The sequence below is a fragment of the Corallococcus sp. 4LFB genome (assembly GCF_046520365.1).
In the GTDB taxonomy this organism is placed as follows: domain Bacteria; phylum Myxococcota; class Myxococcia; order Myxococcales; family Myxococcaceae; genus Corallococcus; species Corallococcus caeni.
Window position 1 is genome coordinate 1 of record NZ_JBKGHJ010000131.1, and the last position, 17,999, is coordinate 17,999.

General features: G+C 70.5%; 14 protein-coding genes and 1 pseudogene. 9 read left to right on the forward strand and 6 right to left on the reverse strand.

Annotation, left to right across the window (positions count from 1 at the left end):
* Window positions 1-245 precede the first annotated feature (245 nt).
* Window positions 246-1,829 carry an endo alpha-1,4 polygalactosaminidase gene (locus tag ACLEQD_RS16340; protein ID WP_410385064.1) on the forward strand — a complete coding sequence of 528 codons (1,584 nt, stop codon included), beginning with the start codon at window positions 246-248 and terminating at the stop codon, window positions 1,827-1,829.
* An 83-nt stretch (window positions 1,830-1,912) separates the two neighbouring features.
* Here the strand turns inward: ACLEQD_RS16340 and ACLEQD_RS16345 are convergent, their stop codons facing one another.
* Window positions 1,913-2,275, reverse strand: a complete 363-nt coding sequence (locus ACLEQD_RS16345) for a hypothetical protein (protein WP_410385066.1) — start codon at window positions 2,273-2,275, stop codon at window positions 1,913-1,915.
* A 219-nt stretch (window positions 2,276-2,494) separates the two neighbouring features.
* Between ACLEQD_RS16345 and ACLEQD_RS16350 the strand changes: the two genes are divergently transcribed.
* Together ACLEQD_RS16350 and ACLEQD_RS16355 are read left to right on the forward strand one after the other, a co-directional pair.
* Window positions 2,495-5,287: a protein kinase domain-containing protein gene (locus ACLEQD_RS16350; RefSeq protein ID WP_410385068.1), complete on the forward strand. Its 2,793-nt coding sequence runs from the start codon at window positions 2,495-2,497 to the stop codon at window positions 5,285-5,287.
* Window positions 5,287-6,138, forward strand: coding sequence for a hypothetical protein (locus ACLEQD_RS16355; protein ID WP_410385070.1), 852 nt, complete (start codon window positions 5,287-5,289; stop codon window positions 6,136-6,138). The genes ACLEQD_RS16350 and ACLEQD_RS16355 overlap by 1 nt, the downstream gene beginning before the upstream one ends.
* 284 nt (window positions 6,139-6,422) lie before the next feature.
* Here ACLEQD_RS16355 and ACLEQD_RS16360 read toward each other — a convergent pair whose 3' ends face one another.
* Window positions 6,423-7,988 (reverse strand): sigma 54-interacting transcriptional regulator, encoded by a 1,566-nt coding sequence (locus ACLEQD_RS16360; RefSeq protein WP_410385072.1) that lies wholly within the window; start codon window positions 7,986-7,988, stop codon window positions 6,423-6,425.
* 223 nt (window positions 7,989-8,211) lie between these two features.
* Between ACLEQD_RS16360 and ACLEQD_RS16365 the strand changes: the two genes are divergently transcribed.
* A complete protein-coding gene (locus ACLEQD_RS16365; protein ID WP_410385074.1) occupies window positions 8,212-8,937 on the forward strand; it encodes a hypothetical protein in 726 nt (241 codons plus the stop codon).
* A gap of 888 nt (window positions 8,938-9,825) precedes the next feature.
* Here ACLEQD_RS16365 and ACLEQD_RS16370 read toward each other — a convergent pair.
* Window positions 9,826-10,563: an endonuclease/exonuclease/phosphatase family protein gene (locus ACLEQD_RS16370; RefSeq protein WP_410385076.1), complete on the reverse strand. Its 738-nt coding sequence runs from the start codon at window positions 10,561-10,563 to the stop codon at window positions 9,826-9,828.
* Window positions 10,564-10,936: 373 nt separating this feature from the next.
* Between ACLEQD_RS16370 and ACLEQD_RS16375 the strand changes: the two genes are divergently transcribed.
* The 4 genes and pseudogenes from ACLEQD_RS16375 (at window position 10,937) to ACLEQD_RS16390 (ending at window position 14,752) form a co-directional block, all read left to right on the forward strand.
* Window positions 10,937-11,617: a DUF4476 domain-containing protein gene (locus tag ACLEQD_RS16375; protein WP_410385078.1), complete on the forward strand. Its 681-nt coding sequence runs from the start codon at window positions 10,937-10,939 to the stop codon at window positions 11,615-11,617.
* Between the two features lie 65 nt (window positions 11,618-11,682).
* Window positions 11,683-12,815 (forward strand): annotated as a pseudogene (locus tag ACLEQD_RS16380) (hypothetical protein).
* A gap of 123 nt (window positions 12,816-12,938) precedes the next feature.
* On the forward strand, window positions 12,939-13,982 hold the full coding sequence (locus tag ACLEQD_RS16385; RefSeq protein ID WP_410385080.1) for a serine hydrolase domain-containing protein: 1,044 nt from the start codon (window positions 12,939-12,941) through the stop codon (window positions 13,980-13,982).
* Between the two features lie 95 nt (window positions 13,983-14,077).
* Window positions 14,078-14,752 (forward strand): fimbrial protein, encoded by a 675-nt coding sequence (locus ACLEQD_RS16390; protein ID WP_410385081.1) that lies wholly within the window; start codon window positions 14,078-14,080, stop codon window positions 14,750-14,752.
* 2 nt (window positions 14,753-14,754) lie between these two features.
* On the opposite strand, the gene ACLEQD_RS16395 is transcribed toward ACLEQD_RS16390, so the two are convergent.
* The 3 genes from ACLEQD_RS16395 to ACLEQD_RS16405 form a co-directional block, all read right to left on the reverse strand.
* A complete protein-coding gene (locus ACLEQD_RS16395; protein WP_410385083.1) occupies window positions 14,755-15,513 on the reverse strand; it encodes a 2OG-Fe(II) oxygenase in 759 nt (252 codons plus the stop codon).
* A 69-nt stretch (window positions 15,514-15,582) separates the two neighbouring features.
* Complete coding sequence (locus ACLEQD_RS16400) at window positions 15,583-15,951, reverse strand: hypothetical protein (RefSeq protein WP_410385085.1); 369 nt, start codon at window positions 15,949-15,951, stop codon at window positions 15,583-15,585.
* A gap of 89 nt (window positions 15,952-16,040) precedes the next feature.
* On the reverse strand, window positions 16,041-16,784 hold the full coding sequence (locus ACLEQD_RS16405; protein WP_410385086.1) for a hypothetical protein: 744 nt from the start codon (window positions 16,782-16,784) through the stop codon (window positions 16,041-16,043).
* 139 nt (window positions 16,785-16,923) lie between these two features.
* On the opposite strand from ACLEQD_RS16405, the gene ACLEQD_RS16410 reads away from it, so the two are divergent.
* On the forward strand, window positions 16,924-17,999 hold a 1,076-nt coding region (locus ACLEQD_RS16410), incomplete at its 3' end, for a sensor histidine kinase (RefSeq protein WP_410385087.1).

A 17,999-nucleotide genomic window follows, 5' to 3' on the forward strand; every position in this document is an offset into this window, starting at 1 on the left:
GCCCCCAGCCGACGGGGCAACCGCGGCCACCAAGGCAAGGGCGCCCCGGAACGGAGCCGGCGGGGAGGCGGCAGGCGGCGGCGCTGACGCGGCCGTGGTGCGGCCCAGGTGACTGGGGCGCTCTGGCATTGCGCCCGCGGCGGGCTCCATGTGATAGGCGCTCCCCTCACCCTGGAGGAATGATGCTGAAATGGATTGCCTGGCTGTCCCCGTGTCTGGCCTTGCTTGCCACCGGATGCCTGCCATTGGAGGCGGAGGACGCGCGGGAGCCGTCTGCCCAGGCGCAGGCCCTGACGGGCACGGAGGTCATCGACTTCGCCTCCGCGAGCACGCTCTCGAACACGGATGCGTCCGGCAAGAGCGGCGGCATGGCCGTGCTCAAGACGAACAGCACGAACTGCACGGTCGGGGCGTACGCCGACTGCTATGCGCAGTACATCGAGTTCAGCCCCAGCTACACGGGCTTCCTGACCTTCAAGCTCTCCAGCCTCACCCAGGCCGCGCCCACCCCCGGTCAGGTCACCCAGCTCCAGGTGCTGACGAAGTACCAGGGGCCCGGCGTGGCCACCTCCTACTACCAATGGCAGCTCTACCGGTTCACGACCTCCAGCTGGGTCAACATCGCCAGCTCGCAGGGGCGCGGTGACTGGGTGTGGACCCCGGCCCTGACGCTCAACCTGCCCACCTCCGAGGTGGCCGCGAACTTCGTGTCGAGCACCGGGGAAATCCGCGCGCGCCTCGTCAAGGGCGCGGGGACGGACGCGGCGCAGCTCGACAGCCTCCGGCTCCGGGTGTCCTGGGACATCGCCACGACGTGCACCGCTGAAACCGACGCGGCCTTCTGCACGCGGCTGGGCGCGAGCTGCGGGCAGGTGAGCGGCACCGACAACTGCGGCCAGACGCGCACGGTCACCAGCTGCGGCACCTGCCAGAGCCCGGACACCTGCGGCGGTGGCGGCACCCCGAACGTCTGTGGCCAGGGTTCGGCCTGCACGGTGGCGGCCTTCCCCAGGGGCACGACCTGGATGTGGGACCTGGAGCACAGCGCCATCCCCACGAACCTCAACGCGCAGGTCTACGTCGTGGACCTCTTCAACACCTCCAGCGCGAAGATCCAGGAGTACAAGACCGCCGGAAAGAAGGTCGTCTGCTACTTCAGCGCCGGCACCTACGAGGACTGGCGCGAGGACGCGAGCCAGTTCCCGCAGGACACGTACTGCACCCCCGGGGAGAACTGCGCCCGGTCCGTGCACATCCTGGGAGACTGGTGCACGAGCGGCGGCGGCTGTGAGTGGTGGCTGGACCACCGCAAGCCGGCGGTGCGGACGGTGATGACGTCGCGCATGCAGCTGGCGCGCAGCAAGGGCTGCGACGCGGTGGAGCCGGACAACGTCGACGGCTACTCGCACGACGATGAGATCAGCTGCACCGACCAGGCCTGCTGGGGCCTCACGGCGTCCAACCAGCTCGACTACAACCGCTGGCTGGCCACCACCGCCCACTCGCTGTGCCTGGGCATCGCGCTCAAGAACGACGTGGACCAGGTCGCCTCGCTCGCGGACTCCTTCGACTTCGCCATCAACGAGGAGTGCCAGAAGTACAACGAGTGCGGCGCGTACAAGACCTGGTTCACGAACAAGAACAAGGCGGTCTTCAACGCCGAGTACCGCGTGGACTCCAGCGGGGACACCACCAACTGGACGAGCTGCACGGGCACGGGGGCGACCTGCGCCTGCGGCGAGACCAACTTCGTCCAGGGCGACCTGCGCACGCTCGTTTTCAGCACCGCGTCGGTCCGGTACGACAACCTCCAGTTCGCCTGCTGGTAGCGCGGGCGGGCCGGGGCGACCATTCCGCCCCGGCCTTCCTGGTCGGGCGTGGCACGCTGGGGGCGTGCCGAGTCCCGGAGGCACTACGCGGGCGGATCGCCATTACCGGCGGAGACGTCAATCGTCCCATTGGCGGACCGGGGCTCCTGGAGGATGCGTTTGTCCGAAGTCTCGAAGCTGTATTTGAAGGACTGCCCCTCCGAGACGGTGGACGGGACGTAGAGCACGTAGAGCAGGGCGGTCACGCCCCTGTCAGCCTCCGTCTGGGTCTGGGAGATGAGCCGGAGGGGAGGCGCCAGCGTCAGGGTCGGTGGCGTGAAGCCCTTGGGGAGCAACACCAGGGCGGTGACCCCACTGCTTTTCAGGGCCTTGCAGGCCGGCACCTGGATGGGAGCACTGCTGCCACCGAGGGTGAAGTCGACGACGATGTCCAGCTTGAACGACATGCGGTCCTCCTGAGTTACCCCGGATGCGTCGCGGGGCGCTGGTCCATCCCATTCAACCGTGATGCCGGGCTGCGCGCCGAGGGAGCCTGTGCGACCGCGGCCACCGCGGTCCCCTCCGGCGACATGTCGGCGACATGCCGCCCCCTTCGCCGGGAGCGCGCTTCGCGTCCGTTCAGCGCTCGCGTCATACTCAGGCCCTTTTCACGAGGCTCCCTGTCAATGACACGCGACGATGAGAAGGAGATCTGGCTCGCCATCGACGAGGGCCTCCTGCCGCGGGAACAGGCGGGGGCCCTGCTGGAGGAGGCCCGGCGGCGCCAACGCCGCCCGCTGGAGCTGCTCCGCGAGCGGGGCGTCCTGTCCGAGGAGACCCTTGAGGCACTCCTGAAGGACACCGTCACCCCGGTGAGGCCCCAGCCCCTGGGGGGCCCAGTCGAAGACGAGACCGCCACCATCGAGGGGCCTCCGGGCCTTCGGGCCCTGGCGCTGCGTCAGGCCTCGGCCCCGGCCTTCCCCGTTCCCGGGTGGGACCGGTACCAGCCCGTGCGGTTCCTGGGGCAGGGGGGGATGGGGCGCGTGTTCCTGGCCCTGGATCCCCGGCTGCGCCGCCACGTGGCCCTCAAGTTCGTCCGGGACGACGACGAAGCCCTCACCCGCCGCTTCATCTCCGAGGCGCGGGCCCAGGCCAAGGTGCGTCACGAACGCGTGTGCCAGGTGTACGAAGTCGGTCACGTCGAGGGGCGGGTCTTCATCGCCATGCAGTACATCGACGGCCAGCCGTTGAGCTCCCTGGTGGGCTCGCTCACCGTCGAGCAGAAGGCCCTGGTGATGCGCGAGGCCGCCCTGGGGGTGCACGAAGCCCACCGCGTGGGGCTCATCCACCGGGACATCAAGCCCTCCAACATCATGGTCGAGCGCGCCGAGGACGGCACGCCCCGGCCCTACGTGATGGACTTCGGCCTGGCGCGGGACTGGAACGAATCCGTGACGGCCACCGGCGCGGTGCTGGGCACGCCGCACTACATGGCCCCGGAGCAGGCGCGTGGCGAGGTGAGCCGGCTGGACCGGCGCGCGGACGTCTACAGCCTGGGCGCCAGCCTCTACTTCCTGCTCACCGGGCAGGTCCCCATCCCGGGCGCCAACGGCCTGGAGGTGCTCAACAACATCCCCACGGCGGAGCCGCGACCGCCGCGGCTGCTGGAGCCGGGTCTGCCGCCGGACCTGGAGGCCGTCACCCTCAAGTGCCAGGAGAAGGACCGCTCCGCCCGGTACGACTCGGCGCGCGCGCTCGCGGAGGACCTGGAGCGCTTCCTCTCCGGCGAGCCCGTGCTGGCGCGCACCGGCTACGGGTATGCCCTGCGCAAGCGGTTGCGCAAGCACCGGCTCCTGGCCTCCGTGAGCGCCGCCGCGCTGGTCGCCGTGTCGGTGGCCCTGGGATGGGGCGCCCTGGAGCGCCGCGAGGCCGCCGAACGCGAACGGATCGCCCAGCGCTTCACCGAGCTGGTCGAGCACCTCGAGGCCATGGTGCGCTACTCCGCGCTCTCCCGGCTGCACGACACGCGCGAGGACCGCCGGGCGCTCCAGGCGCGGATGGCGGAGCTGGAGGCGGAGATCGCCCGCGCCGGGCCTCGTGCCCTGGGCCCCGGGCACTACGCGCTGGGGCGCGGCCACCTGGCGCTGGGGGACGAACAGAAGGCCCGCGAGCTGCTCGAGTCCGCCTGGCGCCACGGCTTCCACGAACCCCGGGCCGCGTACGCGCTCGCCCTCGTGACGGGACAGCAGTACCAACAGCAGCTGCTGGAGGCGCAGCGGATCCGCGATCCCCGGCTGCGCGAGGCCTCCACGCGCGACGCGGAGCGCCTGTACCGGGACCCGGCGCTCGCGTGGCTCAAGCAGAGCGAGGGCGCCCAGGTGCCGTCAGTGGAGTACGTGGCCGCGCTGGTCGCCTTCTACGAGGGCCGCTTCGACGAGGCCCTGGCCCTGCTGGAGGGCGCGCGGCTCCGGCTGCCGTGGTTCCATGAGCTGCCCATGCTGCGCGGGGACCTCCTGGAGGCCCGGGCCTTCAAGCGCTGGAACGGAGGCGACCCCGCGGGGGCGCGCACGGACTTCGACGCTGGCCGGAAGGCCTATGCGGCCGCGGCCGCGGCGGCGGAGAGCGAGCCCGCCGTGTACCGGTCCCTGGCGCGGCTGGAGTCGGACGCGATGGTGATGGAGCTGTATGGGAAGGGAGACGTGATGCCCTCCTACCAGCGCGCCCTGGACGCCCTGGCGCGCTGCCTCACCGTGGTGCCGGAGGACGCCGCGTGCCTGGTGCGGATGGCGAGCGTCCACTACCGCCTGGCCGAGTACCAGCTCACGCGGGGCCAGGACGGGACGGAGCCGCTCACGAAGGCGATGGACGCTGCGCAGCGCGCGAAGGCGGTGGAGCCCACGCGTTCGGAGGCCACGCGCTACCTGGCGCGGAGCGTCTGGCTCCAGGCGCGCTACCGCATCGAGAGGGGCGAGGACCCCCGCGAGCTGCTCGCGAAGTCCGCCGCGTTGTTCGAGGCCATTCCTGTGGCGGACCGGGACCGGGGCTTCTATGGAAACTACGGCCTCGTCTTCAAGACCTGGGCGGACTTCGAGGACCAGGTGGGGGCGGACTCCCAGGCCAGCCGTGACAAGGCCATCCGCGCCTATGAGGCGGCCATCGCGCTGGACGACCGCATTCCCGAAGAGTGGATCAACCTGGGCAGCGCTCTCTTCACCCGCGCGGCCCTGCCGCGCAACGCGGAGGCGGACCAGGACCTGGAGAAGGCCCTTCGCGCGTTGGAGAAGGCCCGCGCCCTCAACCCCCAGCACATGGTGCCGTACTTCTACGCGGGCGAGGTCCACGCGCAGCGGGCCGCCGGCGGAGGAATCGCGGTGAGGACCCACGCCCCGAGCTGGACCTGGCCCTGGAACAGTACCGGCGGGGAATCGCCATCAACCCGAAGATTCCCAACCTCCACAACGGGGTGGGCGGTGTGCTGATGCTCCGGGCCGATGATGCGTGGAACCGGGGCGCGGATCCGCTTCCCGTGCTGGACGAGGCGCGGGCCGCCTATGCGCAGGCCATCGCGGTCGCGCCGGGGCAGGGCTTCGCGTATGCGAACCTGGGCTCGATGCTCGTCCGGCGCTGCACCTACATGCTCGCGCGGGGCGAGGATCCCCGCCCGAGCGGGCGCGAGGCGGAGCAGCCGCTGCGGCAGGGCCTGGAGCGGATGCCGGGGGCCACCTGGCTGCGGGGATTGCTGGGCACGGTGCACGTCATCCAGGCCCGCTTCGAACTGGACCACGGGCGCGATCCCGGGGCCGAGCTCACGCGCGCCCTGGAGGAGCTGCGCGCCGCGCTGGAGAAGAACCCGCAAGATGCGGAGATGTGGCTCCAGCTGGGCAGGGCGAAAGCGATTGAGGCCCGCTGGAACGAGCAACGCGGGGCGCCGCGGGCCGGGGCGCTGGAGGAGGTGGCGACGTCCCTCGAGAAGGCCATCACGCTCTCACCGGACGAGCCGGAGTACCGCCTGGAGGCCGGTCTCTTCTACCGCCACCAGGCGGCGCGGAAGCCGCGCGAGGGCGGGGATGCCGGCCCGTGGCTCCAGCGAGGACTGGAGCTGGCGGAGCAGGTCCTGCAGGCCCGGCCTGACTGGCCCGTGGCCCAGGCCCTGCGTGCCAGCTTGCGCCTGGAATGGGCAGACACCGCCAGTCCCGAGGAGGCCAATCACTGGCGGCGTCTTGCATTGGAGGAGCTCGCCCAGGCGCTCCAGCGCAATCCGAACCTGTCCCACGAGTGGAGCGGGGTGCTCACCGCCGCGCGGCGTCCTGGCGCCGCCCCTGAGCCGTGAAGGCTAGCGCCCGGTGTTGTTGCTGGAAGGGTCGATGGTCCCGTTGCCCGTCTTCGAGTCAGGCGCACGGCTGTCGGGCATGATGCTGTGGGGGTTGCCGCTTGACATGACGTTCTCCAGTTCCTCCCCGGGAGGATTCCGGGGGTGACGTCTGGCATTTCAAGCAGGATGCCAACCATACAACCCCCTGCGTCCCATGGGCGTTTCACGCATGGAGCCTGTGGGGTCGGACTCGCGGTGAGGTAGCACGCTCCGCGACATGCCGCCGACGTGTCGCCGTCGGTTCAGGCGTCCTTCGGGACCAGCCCCAGCTCCTTGACGCGCCGGTTCAAGGCCCGCTTGGAGACCTCCAGGCGCCGCACCATCTCATCCAGGTCGCCCCCGCACGCGTGGAAGCAGAGGGTGAGCTCCTCCACGCTCAGGTCGCCGGCCAGGCGGATGCTGGGGCTGCGCTCGATGAGGTCGTAGATGGAGGAGCGGGCGACGCCCAGGTGGAGGGCGGCCTTCTTGACGTCCCAGTCGTTCGCGCGCAGGGCCGCGAGCAGCTCCTCCTCACCCACCTCCGTGGACTTGCGGCGCGCTGGGGCCTCGGGCTCGAGGGTGGGCTCCGGAGCGGGGGCGCGGGGTGGGGGTGCCCGGGGCGGAGCAGCCTGGGGAAGCCGCAGCTCCTGGGCGAGGCGCGCGTCCAGCTCCAGGAAGGACTGGCCCCGGCTGCCGATGACGAGCTGCTTGGCCACGTTGCGCAGCTGGCGGATGTTTCCCGGCCAGGGGGAGAGCAGCAGGCGCACCGCCAGTGCCGCGGGCACCCAGGGCGGGGCGTAGGGGTCGCTCGGGGTGAGCAGGTGGGCCTCTCCCAGCGCCTCCAGCTCCTGACGGGCGAAGTGGAGGAACAGCGGCCCGATGTCCTCCCGGCGCTCGCGCAGGGGCGGGAGCCGCAGCTCGTACCCCGCCAGCCGGTGGAGGAGCGGGGCCCGGAAGCGGCCGTCGGCGATCTGCGCTTCCAGGTCCGCGTCCGTGGCGGCCACGAGGCGGACGTCCGTGGCCACGGGCCGGCTGGCTCCCACCGGATACATCTCCCCGGTCTCCAGCACCCGGAGGAGCATGACCTGCACCTCCGGGGAGGCCTCGCCCACCTCGTCGAGGAAGAGGGTGCCGCCCTGGGCGGCGCGGAAGAAGCCCTCGCGGTCACGCTGGGCGCCGGTGAAGGCCCCCCGGACGCTGCCGAAGAGCTCCGCGGCGGCCAGCTCCTTGGGGATGGCGCCCAGGTTGACGCTGATGAACGGGCCGCCGCGGCGGCTCTGCGCATGGAGGGCCTGGGCGACCAGCTCCTTGCCCGCCCCCGTCTCGCCGCGGATGAGGACGGGCACGTCCACGTCGGCCACGCGCTCGATGTGCCGGCGCAGGCCGTGGAGGGCGGCGCTCTGTCCCACCATGCCCAGGGAGGCGGGTGCGTGCGCTTCGGGAGGCGGGGCCAGGTGCAGCAGCAGCACGGTGCGCCCGGAGAACTCGAGCGGGACGCCCAGCGTGAGCTCCTCGGGGCTGAACTCGCGGCCGCCGTGGAGCGGTTCGCCAGCGCAGGTGCAGCGTCCTTCGTCTCCCGGGATGACGCGGACACCTTCGCCCACCGGAACGAACAGGACGGGCTTGCGGCTCATGAAGGGGTCGCCCAGGGGCAGCCCCAGCGGTTCCCCCGGGCGGGTGAAGTCCGGGGCGTTGCGGGAGAGCGCCACCTCCCGGCCGTTGAGCATTCCGTGGAGCAGCAGCCGCTCTCCGATGCGCGCGGCCGTGGGGTGCGAGACGAGGGTCAGCGCCGGGATGGGGCGTGCGGCGGGGCGCTGGCCCCGTCGCATTGATTCGGCGGCCGTGGAGACATCCGCCGTGGCGACGGGAGCCTGGGGATCGCGAGCACCGGGACGAGGCATTGGCGCGAATGTACCTCACCCACCCGGGAAGGCACCCCGGGGCTGGCATGTCGCGTGCTTATGCCTGAAGCCGGAGCGCACGAGACGAAGTCAAGGCGCTCTAGAACAGCCACATACCCTTGCAAGGGTATCCCACCCGGAGAACCAAGCCATGGCGACCAACTACCAGATCACCATCAGCATGTCCGACGAGACCCTCACCGCGCTGACCGACAGTGGTTACTACCTGTATGGCTTCAAGGGCGTGAGCACCTCGATGAAGAACGGGGCGCCGCTTGTCTGGTTCCAGTCGCAGGCGTACTCCCAGAGCACCCTCATCCAGTGGCAGGAGCAGTACCAGGCCTACACCTCCACCAACGCCATCATCCCCGGCGGTCACATCGCCGCGAGCGCGGCGTACAACATCGACCTGGAGCAGACCCTGAACGTCACCGGCCAGAGCGGCATCGGGCAGGTCGTCAAGGGAGGCACGCCGGGTGCCATCTCCATCGTCAACCAGACGAGTTCGCACACGCCGTTCACGTGCGGCATCTCGCAGACGCAGACCATCGCCGGCGGCGCGTCCTTCAACACGCCCCTGTGCGCCTTCCCGCTCCACGGCGTCGGCACGGACGTCATGGCTCCCATCGAGCGCTGCCTCCTGATGTTCGCCACGGAACAGGTCAACACCGGTACGGTGATCTCCAAGGCTTACTGCGAGGGCATCGTGGCGGATCTGACGGGGGGCGCGCCGCGGTCCCTCTCGTTCGACATCGACAAGGGCTGGAGCTGGGACGGCGGCGCGTGGGCCAGCAGCGTCGCGGCCCAGACGCAGCTTGCCCCGCTCCTGATCTCCAGCAGCACCGTCTCCTCCATCAGCCGCAAGCTCGTGGCGTAAGCGGCGCGAGCCTCGAGCCAGGCGCCAGGAAGGGGCCCCATGCAGAAACGCACGCTCAGCCGCATGGGGCTCCACCTGGCGGCGCTGGCCGTCCTGATGTGTGGCCCGGACGCGCTGGCGGTTCCGGCCAGCCCGTACCGGGTCACCCTCACGATGAGCGAGGACACCGTCAAGGGGCTGGCGGAATCCGGCACCTTCCTCCATGGCTTCATGGCCGTCGGCGGCACGGATCAGGCAGGGGTGCCGCGGGTCTGGTTCCAGCTGCGCGACTATTCGCTCACCACGAGCATTTCATGGCAGGAGCAATGGCAGGCCTATGTCGCGCTTCAAGCGGACGCTCCGTCGCCCATGTTCAACGCCAGCGCCTCATACAACATCACGCCGGGCCAGACCTTGCAGGTCCAGACGCCACAAGGCCTCGGGCAGGTCGTCCAGGGAGGCACGCCGGGCGCCATCTCCATCGTGAATCAAACGAAGACACGGGTCACCTGCGGCCTCTCCCTGGTGTCGGGGGGAGCCTCCGCTCCCATCGCGGCCTTTCCGCTCCACGGAAACATGCTCCAGCGCCTCGTCCCCGTGAAGCGGGTGCTCTTGATGTTCTCGACGGTCCCGCTTGAGCCGGGGACCGCGCTCCGGCACTCGTTCGGCCCCGGGATCCTGCTGGATTTCAGCGACGCGCGGACGCATGAGATCTCATTCGAGCTCAATGCCGGTTGGGATTGGGGAGGCTCAAGCTGGGCGCAGGCGGTCCCGGCCGGCTCGGACCTCGTCCCGTTGCTCATTGTTCAAACGGCCCCCCTCCAGCCTCTTCACCGTCCTGTCGAGCCCCCTCCAGCCGTCATCCCTGCCCCATCCAAAAACAATGACGCTCAAGCCCCGGCCCGTCCCTCAGTACTCGACGGTCGCGGTGTAGGCGAAGTGGTCGGAGCCGTACTTCTCCAGCCGCTCGGCGGGGCCGGTGCCGATGCCCACCTTGACGTAGATCTGATCAATGGGCACGCCGTCCACGCCCGCCGTGCGCAGGTGGTTCATCCCGGGGATGTCCTGCGACAGCGCGCGGTTGAAGTCACCCACCAGGACGACGGGTAGCCCCCGGCCGAGCAGCTCCGCGACCACCTCGCGCACGACGGCGTTGTGCGTGCGCCAGCGCTCCTGACGCTCGGGGTGTTCCCCGTTCCAGGCGCCGGAGATGTAGTGGGTGTTGATGAAGGCCAGCTTCGCGCCGGTCGCGAGGTTCTTCAGCACGACCCAGTTCACGAAGCGCGCCGGCGTCACGCCCGCCTCCCCGCCGTGCGTGAGGCGGGACCCGTCACCCGTCTTCTCGTACTTGTTCTTGCGCCAGGAGATGGCGATGGAGTTCCGGGCGTCCAGCCGGTTTTCGCCGGGCCGGTAGTGGTTGTAGTACTCCAGCGCATCGAGCTTGTTGTGCCCCTCCGCGGTGCTCACCTCCTGCCAGCCGATGACGTCCGCGAGCGGCCGGAAGTTCGCCTCTCCGTAATGCGTGTTGTGCGTCGCGACCGTGGTCGTCGTGACGGCGAGCGCCGCTGCCTCCTCCGAAGACGTGGAGGGCAGCAGCCCCAGGGAGAGCAGCAGGCTGACAACGGCTGAGGACACGAGCTTGAACATGGTTCCCTCGAAACGTGCGCCAGGCTCTTCCTGGCGCATCAAGGGAAACTAGCAAAATCAGCATTCCTAGAAAATAATCCGTGGAATGTTTCCGTGCGGAGGTCCGGGGGCGCAGCGCCGTCGGTCGCTGGTGCCGCGCACGCCGAAGTGGCGCTTGAAGAAGCCAGGACGGGGACGGACGATCACGAGCGGGGTCTCGTGCACCCAATCCCGGTGGGTCGCAAGGGCCGCACGGTGCTTCTGGACCCACCTCGCGCGGAGCCGCGGCCTGCCAGGGACGGTGAATATTTTCGCGGGCAGTGCGTGACAAGGAACGGCGGCGACAACGTCTATTGTTCCGGCCGCACCCACCCCGCTTCCCACCTGGAGTCCCATGAACCGCATCGCCCGTGCCGTGCTCGTCTCGTCCCTGTTCATTTCTTCCGCCGGCTTCGCGCAGGACGCGGAGTTCAACATGCAGGTGGATGTGGATGATGAGGACATGCCCGCCGCGCGCATCAAGATGAAGACGACGACGAACGTGGATGGCGAGGAGACCACCACCGTGAAGGTGCGCGGCGGCGGCACCCGCATGGACGTCCGCATGACGGGCGGCACGATGGAGACGGAGAGCCGCACGGAGACCACCCACACGGAGTCCCGGATGGGTCCCTCCCGGGCGGAGCGCCGGGAAGAGCGCCGGGCGGAGATGCCGATGGCCTCCGAGCCCGCGTTCCGCGACTGTGGCGTGGGGACGGACGAGGGCTGCACGACGCGGCGGGATGGACAGCTCCCGATGGACGCCAGCACCTGGCGCGGCTTCTACCAGTCGCTCAAGAGCGAGCACAACGAGCTCGTCCGCCAGGAGAAGGCGGAGAAGATGCTCAAGCGGGTCTACCTGACCGCGGCGCAGTTCGGCATGGTGCTGGACCTGTTCAACAATGAGATCACCCGCCTGGAGGTGGCGAAGGTCACCGCGCCCCACGTGGTGGATCCGCAGCACGCGCTGGGCTTCTCCTCCAAGTGGCGGAACTCCATCAGCGGCAGCGAGTACACCGACATCATCACCGAGTAGTCCGAGCGGCCTCTCTCGTCTCGGGTGCATCGCCGCTCTACACTGCCTCCCCTCCAGGAGGCTGGATGCACCCGAAGAGACTTCACCAATTCCCCGCGCCCACGTGGCTTTCCCTGGCCGCGGGGTTCGTCCTTGCCTGCGCCGCTGGCTGCTCGAGCGATGACGCGGGCGTGGATGTCCCCAACCCACTGACCAATCCCAAGGACGGGCCTCCCGCCGGCAATCCCAACGCGGAGGCCACGTGCAGCGTGCCCGCCGAGGCGGGGCTCGCGGACGTCTCCCGGCCCACCACCGTGGTCGGGACGGGGACGCCGGCCAGCTGCACCGGCGAGGCCTTCGTCCAGGCCGTGGCGAAGGGTGGGGTCATCACCTTCGACTGCGGCCCGGAGCCGGTGACCGTCACGCTCGACAGGACGGCGAAGGTCTTCAATGACAAGGGCCCGGACATCGTCATCGACGGCAAGGGGCTGGTGACGCTCAGCGGGGCAGGGAAGCACCGCATCCTGTACATGAACACCTGCGACCAGGCCCAGGTGTGGACGACCTCCCACTGCCAGGACCAGGACCATCCCCGGCTGACGCTCCAGAACCTCACGTTCGTGGATGCCAGCTCCAAGAGCGAGTCGGAGTACGACGGGGGCGGCGCGGTCTGGGTGCGTGGCGGGCGGGTGAAGGTCATCAACTCGCGCTTCTTCAACAACGTGTGCGCGGATGCCGGGCCGACGTCGGGGGCGGCGCGCTGCGGGTGTTCGACCAGTACGACGACCTGCCTGTCTACGTGGTGAACACGACCTTCGGCGGCAAGGAGGGCTACGGCGGGGTCTGCTCCAACGGCGGCGGCATCAGCAGCATTGGCGTGTCGTGGAGCATCATCAACAGCCTCTTCTCCCACAACCGGGCCATCGGCAACGGCGCGAATCCCGCCAGCCCGGGCACGCCCGGAGGGGGCAGCGGCGGGGCCATCTACAACGACGGCAACACGATGACCCTGTCGCTCTGCGGCACGCGCATCGAGCACAACGAGGTCAACGCCCACGGCAGCGCCATCTTCTTCGTGAGCAATGACCACTCGGGCGACATCCGCATCGACCGCTCGGTCATCCAGAACAACCAGGGCGGCTCCTGGTACGAGACCTATCCCCAGATCTCCAACCACGCGGACACCCCCATCCGCGTCACGAACTCCACGATTGAGTGACGGGTGAAGCCAGCAACCATGACGGTCCCCCCACTTGCCGCCGCTGTCCTCGCCTCCCTCCTCGTCGGGTGTGCGGGAGCCACCGCGAACACCCGGGCTGCGCCAGCCCCGGATGGGAGCACGGTGGACTCCCTCTTCCGCGACTACGACGGCCCGGATCGTCCCGGCGCCAGCGTCGTCGTGATCCATGACGGGCAGGTCGTGCTCCGCCGGGCATACGGCCTGGCCAGCCTGGAGCGCCGCGAGCCCGCCACGCCCGACAGTCACTACCGGCTCGCCTCGCTCACCAAGCAGTTCACGGCCACGGCCATCCTGCTGCTGGTCCAGGAGGGCCGGCTCCGGCTCGATGACCGCGTGGTGGACGTGCTCCCCGGCTTCCCACCCGCCCTGCGGGAGGTCCGCGTCCACCACCTGCTCCAGCACACCTCGGGCCTCTGGGATTACGAGGACTTCGTCCCGGCCACGCAGCCGGTGCAGGTGAAGGACCGGGACGTGCTGGCCCTGCTCTCCGGCGTGGACCGCACGTACTTCCCGCCCGGAACCGCGGTGCGCTACAGCAACTCCGGCTACGCGGTGCTCGCGCTCCTCGTGGAGCAGGTGAGCGGAGTGTCATTCGCGCGGTTCCTGCACGAGCGCGTCTTCGTTCCGAGCGGCATGCGTTCGACCGTGGCGCACGAGGAAGGTGTCTCCCAGGTGCCCCACCGTGCCTATGGGTACGCCGTGGGCCCGAGCGGCTTCGTCCCCAGGGACCAGAGTCCCACCAGTGCCGTCCTGGGGGATGGCGGCATCTACTCCTCCGTGGTGGACCTGGTGGCGTGGGACCGGGCGCTGGATTCGGAGGCGCTGCTCCGCGCGGAAACCCGGAGGCAGGCCTGGACGCCGCCGACGCTTCACGGCACGTCCTCGCGCTACGGCTTCGGCTGGTTCGTCGATGACGACGGAGGGCGGCAGCGGCTGTCACACCACGGTGAGACGTGTGGCTTCACCAACGCCATCGTGAAGTATCCGGAGCAACGCCTCACGGTCATCGTCCTGACGAACCGCGCGGGCGGCGCACCGTGGACGCTGGCCCAGGGCGTCGCGGACCTGTGGCTGCACAGGCCCGCGAAGGACGGGCCGCCCACGAGCCGCCCCTGGCCCTTCGAGACCCTGCCCAACGCGCACTGAAGGGGCGCCTTGGGTAACCTTCGGAGCCATGCGCGGCGCCACGGCTGGAGGCGGGCGGCCCTCGGGCGGCGGCTCCAGCGGGAGTTGGTAACACCATGAGATGCCCGAAATGCGGACGGCGGCTGGAGGTGCTGGGGCTCGCCCCGGGGGCCGCGCTGACCTGCCCCTGCGGCAACGTGACGAGCGTCCCGGCCCCCTCCCGCCGGAAGTGGCTGTGGCTCGCGCTCGGCCTGCTGGCGTGCCCATGCGTGGGCGCGGTGGCCGCTGTCGCGATGCCCTACTTCGTCCGGTTCGGTCAGAGCGCCTACACGGCGGAGTGCGAGTCCAACCTGAAGGCCTGGTACCTGCTCCAGCGGTCCTCGTTCCGGGACACGCGGACCTATGCGCCGGTCTTCGCGAAGGTGGGCTTCGCGCCCGAGCGGAGCAACCGTTACGCATACTTCGCCGGCGAAGGTCCGATGGAGGTTCGCGATGAACCTGGCAGCGAGGTCCCCGACGGCGCGGTGTCCATCGGCGTGGACACCTTCCGGTTCAAGTCGGCGCGGCCCATCGACGTGGAGGCGCTTCCTCAAGAAGTGAAGGCGCGGCTCGGCGTCTCCGGCACGTGCCCCGCCTGCGATATCACCCTGGCCTGCGCGGGCGACGTCGACACCGACGCGACGCTGGATGTCTGGGTCATCTCCACCGGACCGCTGGAGCTCCCGGACGCGGACGGACAGGCCGCGCCGCCCGGTGTCCCCCTGCACGTCGTGGACGACACGAAGCGCTGACGTCAGGAACGCACGGGCGCCCAGAGGGCGCTGTGGGCTTCCGGCGCGTCCGGGGACGCTTCCGCCGTGTAGAAATAGGCCGCGACCGTGGCTCGGCCCCGCCCCTCCGGACACGCCAGCGCGGAAGGGTGGCCATGCCAATGCGTGTCACCATGCGCCATCACGACCAGCCGGTCGAGGACCGGAGCGATGCGGACCTCGCAGCGGGTGAGGTCGGCATTCCACAGCTCCAGGTCTCCGCCCCAGGCCGGGTCCCAGCCCGGGTTCAGGTAGTACAGGACGGTGAGCCGCCGGGTGAGGGCACGCGTGCGATCGCGGTTGAAGTCCGCGTGAAGCGCCAGGTGGCCTCCGCGCAGCGTGAGGTGCAGCCCGGCGCCCCGGAAGTGCGGATCCGCGATGAGCCCCTTGATGCCGGTGAGGGTCTCCAGGAAGTCGAGGAACGACATGCTCGAGAACTCCGAGAGCAGGTGCCGGAGCGCCCCGTGCACCCCTTCGAACGCCTTGCGCTGGAGCTGCCCCAGCCGCGCCGCCTGTTCCGGATGATCGCGCCGCAGCCAGGAGGCCCCGGTCGCGCCCGGAAAGACGCCGGCCAGTCCCGTCGCCAGCCGCTCGCCCAGGAAGCCGTCGATGACGACGTGCGGATGGGGGCGGGCGGCGCCGTAGGTGTCACGATGCGCCAACGCGAGCGGGCGGAGCGCCGTCCGGCTGAGGAAGAAGCTCGGCCCCTGCAACGGACCTTCTTCGAGGGTTGCGACGCTCACGGGACACCTTCGCTCGGGTTTCCGGCCTTCGATGATGGCATGCGCGCGGAGCGCACGTCTCCTCCGGCCTCACCCGGGGGCGCCGCCCTCGGTCTCGAGGAGCGCCGCGAGGAACAACGCATACGTCAGCTCGGCGACCGGCCGTCGCTCCCGCCGGGCCTGGAGGCGCAGCGCCTTGGGCAGCGAGCAGGCCTGGCCCTGTTCACCGTCGCGGAGCTGGACATAGCCTCGCGGGGAGTAGCCCAGCACCTGCCAGCCCATTCCACACAGCGCCCGGCTGAGGTCGTCGGTGAGCTGGTGGTGGATGGCGCGAGCGATGGGGACGGGGCGGAAGCGCTCGCTCGACCAGCCTTCCGGGTCCTCGCGCCAGCCGCGCGCGCGCAGGTAGTTCACCTTGCGCGCGAGCGACAGTCCGCCGACGTGACGCTCGAGCTTCATGGGCCTCCTCGGGGCCGGGCGCCGGGCAGCCGCGGGGCAGGGCTCCCTCGCCTCGCGCCGCCATGTTCCACGCACGGCCTCGGGCCATCCTATCGCCCCGTGAGGGGCAGGCCACCACCTGGCGCCTCGCGAGCCGGCGCGCCCTCCCGGCCCGTGGCGGCCGGGGCCTTCCGGGCGAAGCGCTGGCGGTAGTGGCGCGTCCACAGGTTCAGCCCCACCACGCCCACCACCGTGGGCCCCAGGAAGAGGGCGAGCTGCAGGCCCTCGACGCCCACGTGTCTGGCGTTCACCACCAGGGCGGCGGTGATGGTGCCGATGCCCGAGGCCACCATGGCGCCCATGTGCTGGAACCACCAGTGCATCCGCTCCTGGGGCGGTCGCAGCCAGTACCACAGCCCGGTGAGGCCGGAGAAGATGCCCACCGGCGCGAAGCCCCACAGCAGCGGCACGCCCATCCGCAGGCCGTACGCCTCGGTGAAGAGCCCCAGGCACAGGAGCAGCGCGGACAGCCCCACGTCCAGCGGGTGCGTGCTCGCCCCCGTGCGCGCCTTCGTCCGCAGCACGCGCACCCCCATGGTCGCGGAGGCCGCGCTCAGCACCGCGATGTAGACGAAGAAGAGGGACATGGGCTGCTCGCGCGGCGCCTGGAGGAAGCGCCACCCGGAGATGATCAGCGCGGACAGCGCGGCGGAGATCATCGCGCCCACGTAGACCCAGCCCACGCGCCGGTGCAGGGCGCCTCCCTTGCGCGCCACCAGGGGCAGCCAGAGCGTGACGAATGCGACGACGCCCGACGCGATGTGGAGCCAACGGGCGAGCAGGTAGAACGACATGGATGCCTCCGGCGTGCTGCGAGTCCGAAAAGCACGGTACGCGCTGTCGCGTGTGCCTCCATCTGGCGGAAGTCATAGGGCCCGCATGTGACTTCCGGCACATGGCCCCTCCGCCACGGGTGTCCTAGGGTCTCCGGCCATGCCCGCGCAGTCCCCCGTGGCCAAGCCCGAGACCACCCATCGAATGCTGCTCGTCGCCGGGATGCTGACCTGGGCCGTGGTCGGCTTCGCGCACGCCGAGGACCTCGCGCGCGAGCCCGCGCGGTGGACGGCCCCGGACACGCTGCTGTGGGCCGTCGCGCTCCTCGCCTTCGGTGGGGCCTTCTGGCGCCAGGCACACGAGCAGGGCAGGGGAGAGGTGCCGCTGCTCGTCGTGCAGACGGTCGCGGCGCTCGGCTGCCTGGCCACGGGGGAGAGCGGGCTGGACGGCGCGCTGCTCGCCATCACCGCCGGGCAGGTCCCGGAGATCCTCCCGCAGCGCCGGGCGCTGGCGTGGGTGGCGGCCCAGGTGGCGGGCATGTCGGCCGTGTTCGCCGTGCAGCACCCGCCCGTCCAGGCCCTGGTGCAGTCGCTCATCTACACCGGCTTCCAGGGCTTCACCTTCGGCACGGCGCTGGTGATGGTCCGCGAGGCGGAGGCCCGCCGCGAGCTGGCCCGGGTCCACGTGGAGCTCCAGGCCACCCAGGTGCTGCTCGCCACCCGCGAGCGCGAGGGCGAGCGGCTGCGCATCGCCCGCGAGCTGCACGACTCCGTGGGCCACCACCTCACCGCGCTCAGCCTCAACCTGGAGGCCGCCGCGCACACCGCGAAGGACCCCGCCTCCACCGAACACCTGCGCCGCGCCCGGGAAGCGGCCCGCACGCTCTTGTCCGAGGTGCGCGGCACGGTGACGGCGCTGCGCGATGCGCCCATGCCCCTGCTGCCGTCGCTGCGAGCGCTCGCGGAGGGCGTCCCGGGGCTCGCCGTCCACCTGGAGCTCCCCCAGGCGCTCGCCCTGGAGTCCTCCGAGGCGGCGCACTCGCTGTTCCGCTGCGTGCAGGAGGTCCTGACCAATACGCTGCGCCACGCAGGGGCCCACAACCTGTGGATCACCCTCGTGCCCACAGAGGGCGGAGGGGTGCGGGTGCACACACGGGATGACGGGCGCGGCGCGGCGCGGGTGACGCCGGGCTCGGGGCTCACGGGCATGCGGGAGCGGTTCACCCGGCTGGGCGG

Excerpts from the sequence above, each read along its gene's own strand:
- ACLEQD_RS16390 (WP_410385081.1), top strand. The coding sequence starts at position 14,078 with ATGAGATGCCCGAAATGCGGACGGCGGCTGGAGGTGCTGGGGCTCGCC.
- ACLEQD_RS16355 (WP_410385070.1), top strand. The coding sequence starts at position 5,287 with ATGCTCCGGGCCGATGATGCGTGGAACCGGGGCGCGGATCCGCTTCCC.
- ACLEQD_RS16345 (WP_410385066.1), bottom strand. The coding sequence starts at position 2,275 with ATGTCGTTCAAGCTGGACATCGTCGTCGACTTCACCCTCGGTGGCAGC.
- ACLEQD_RS16365 (WP_410385074.1), top strand. The coding sequence starts at position 8,212 with ATGGCGACCAACTACCAGATCACCATCAGCATGTCCGACGAGACCCTC.
- ACLEQD_RS16360 (WP_410385072.1), bottom strand. The coding sequence starts at position 7,988 with ATGCGACGGGGCCAGCGCCCCGCCGCACGCCCCATCCCGGCGCTGACC.
- ACLEQD_RS16375 (WP_410385078.1), top strand. The coding sequence starts at position 10,937 with ATGAACCGCATCGCCCGTGCCGTGCTCGTCTCGTCCCTGTTCATTTCT.
- ACLEQD_RS16350 (WP_410385068.1), top strand. The coding sequence starts at position 2,495 with ATGACACGCGACGATGAGAAGGAGATCTGGCTCGCCATCGACGAGGGC.
- ACLEQD_RS16370 (WP_410385076.1), bottom strand. The coding sequence starts at position 10,563 with ATGTTCAAGCTCGTGTCCTCAGCCGTTGTCAGCCTGCTGCTCTCCCTG.
- ACLEQD_RS16405 (WP_410385086.1), bottom strand. The coding sequence starts at position 16,784 with ATGTCGTTCTACCTGCTCGCCCGTTGGCTCCACATCGCGTCGGGCGTC.
- ACLEQD_RS16400 (WP_410385085.1), bottom strand. The coding sequence starts at position 15,951 with ATGAAGCTCGAGCGTCACGTCGGCGGACTGTCGCTCGCGCGCAAGGTG.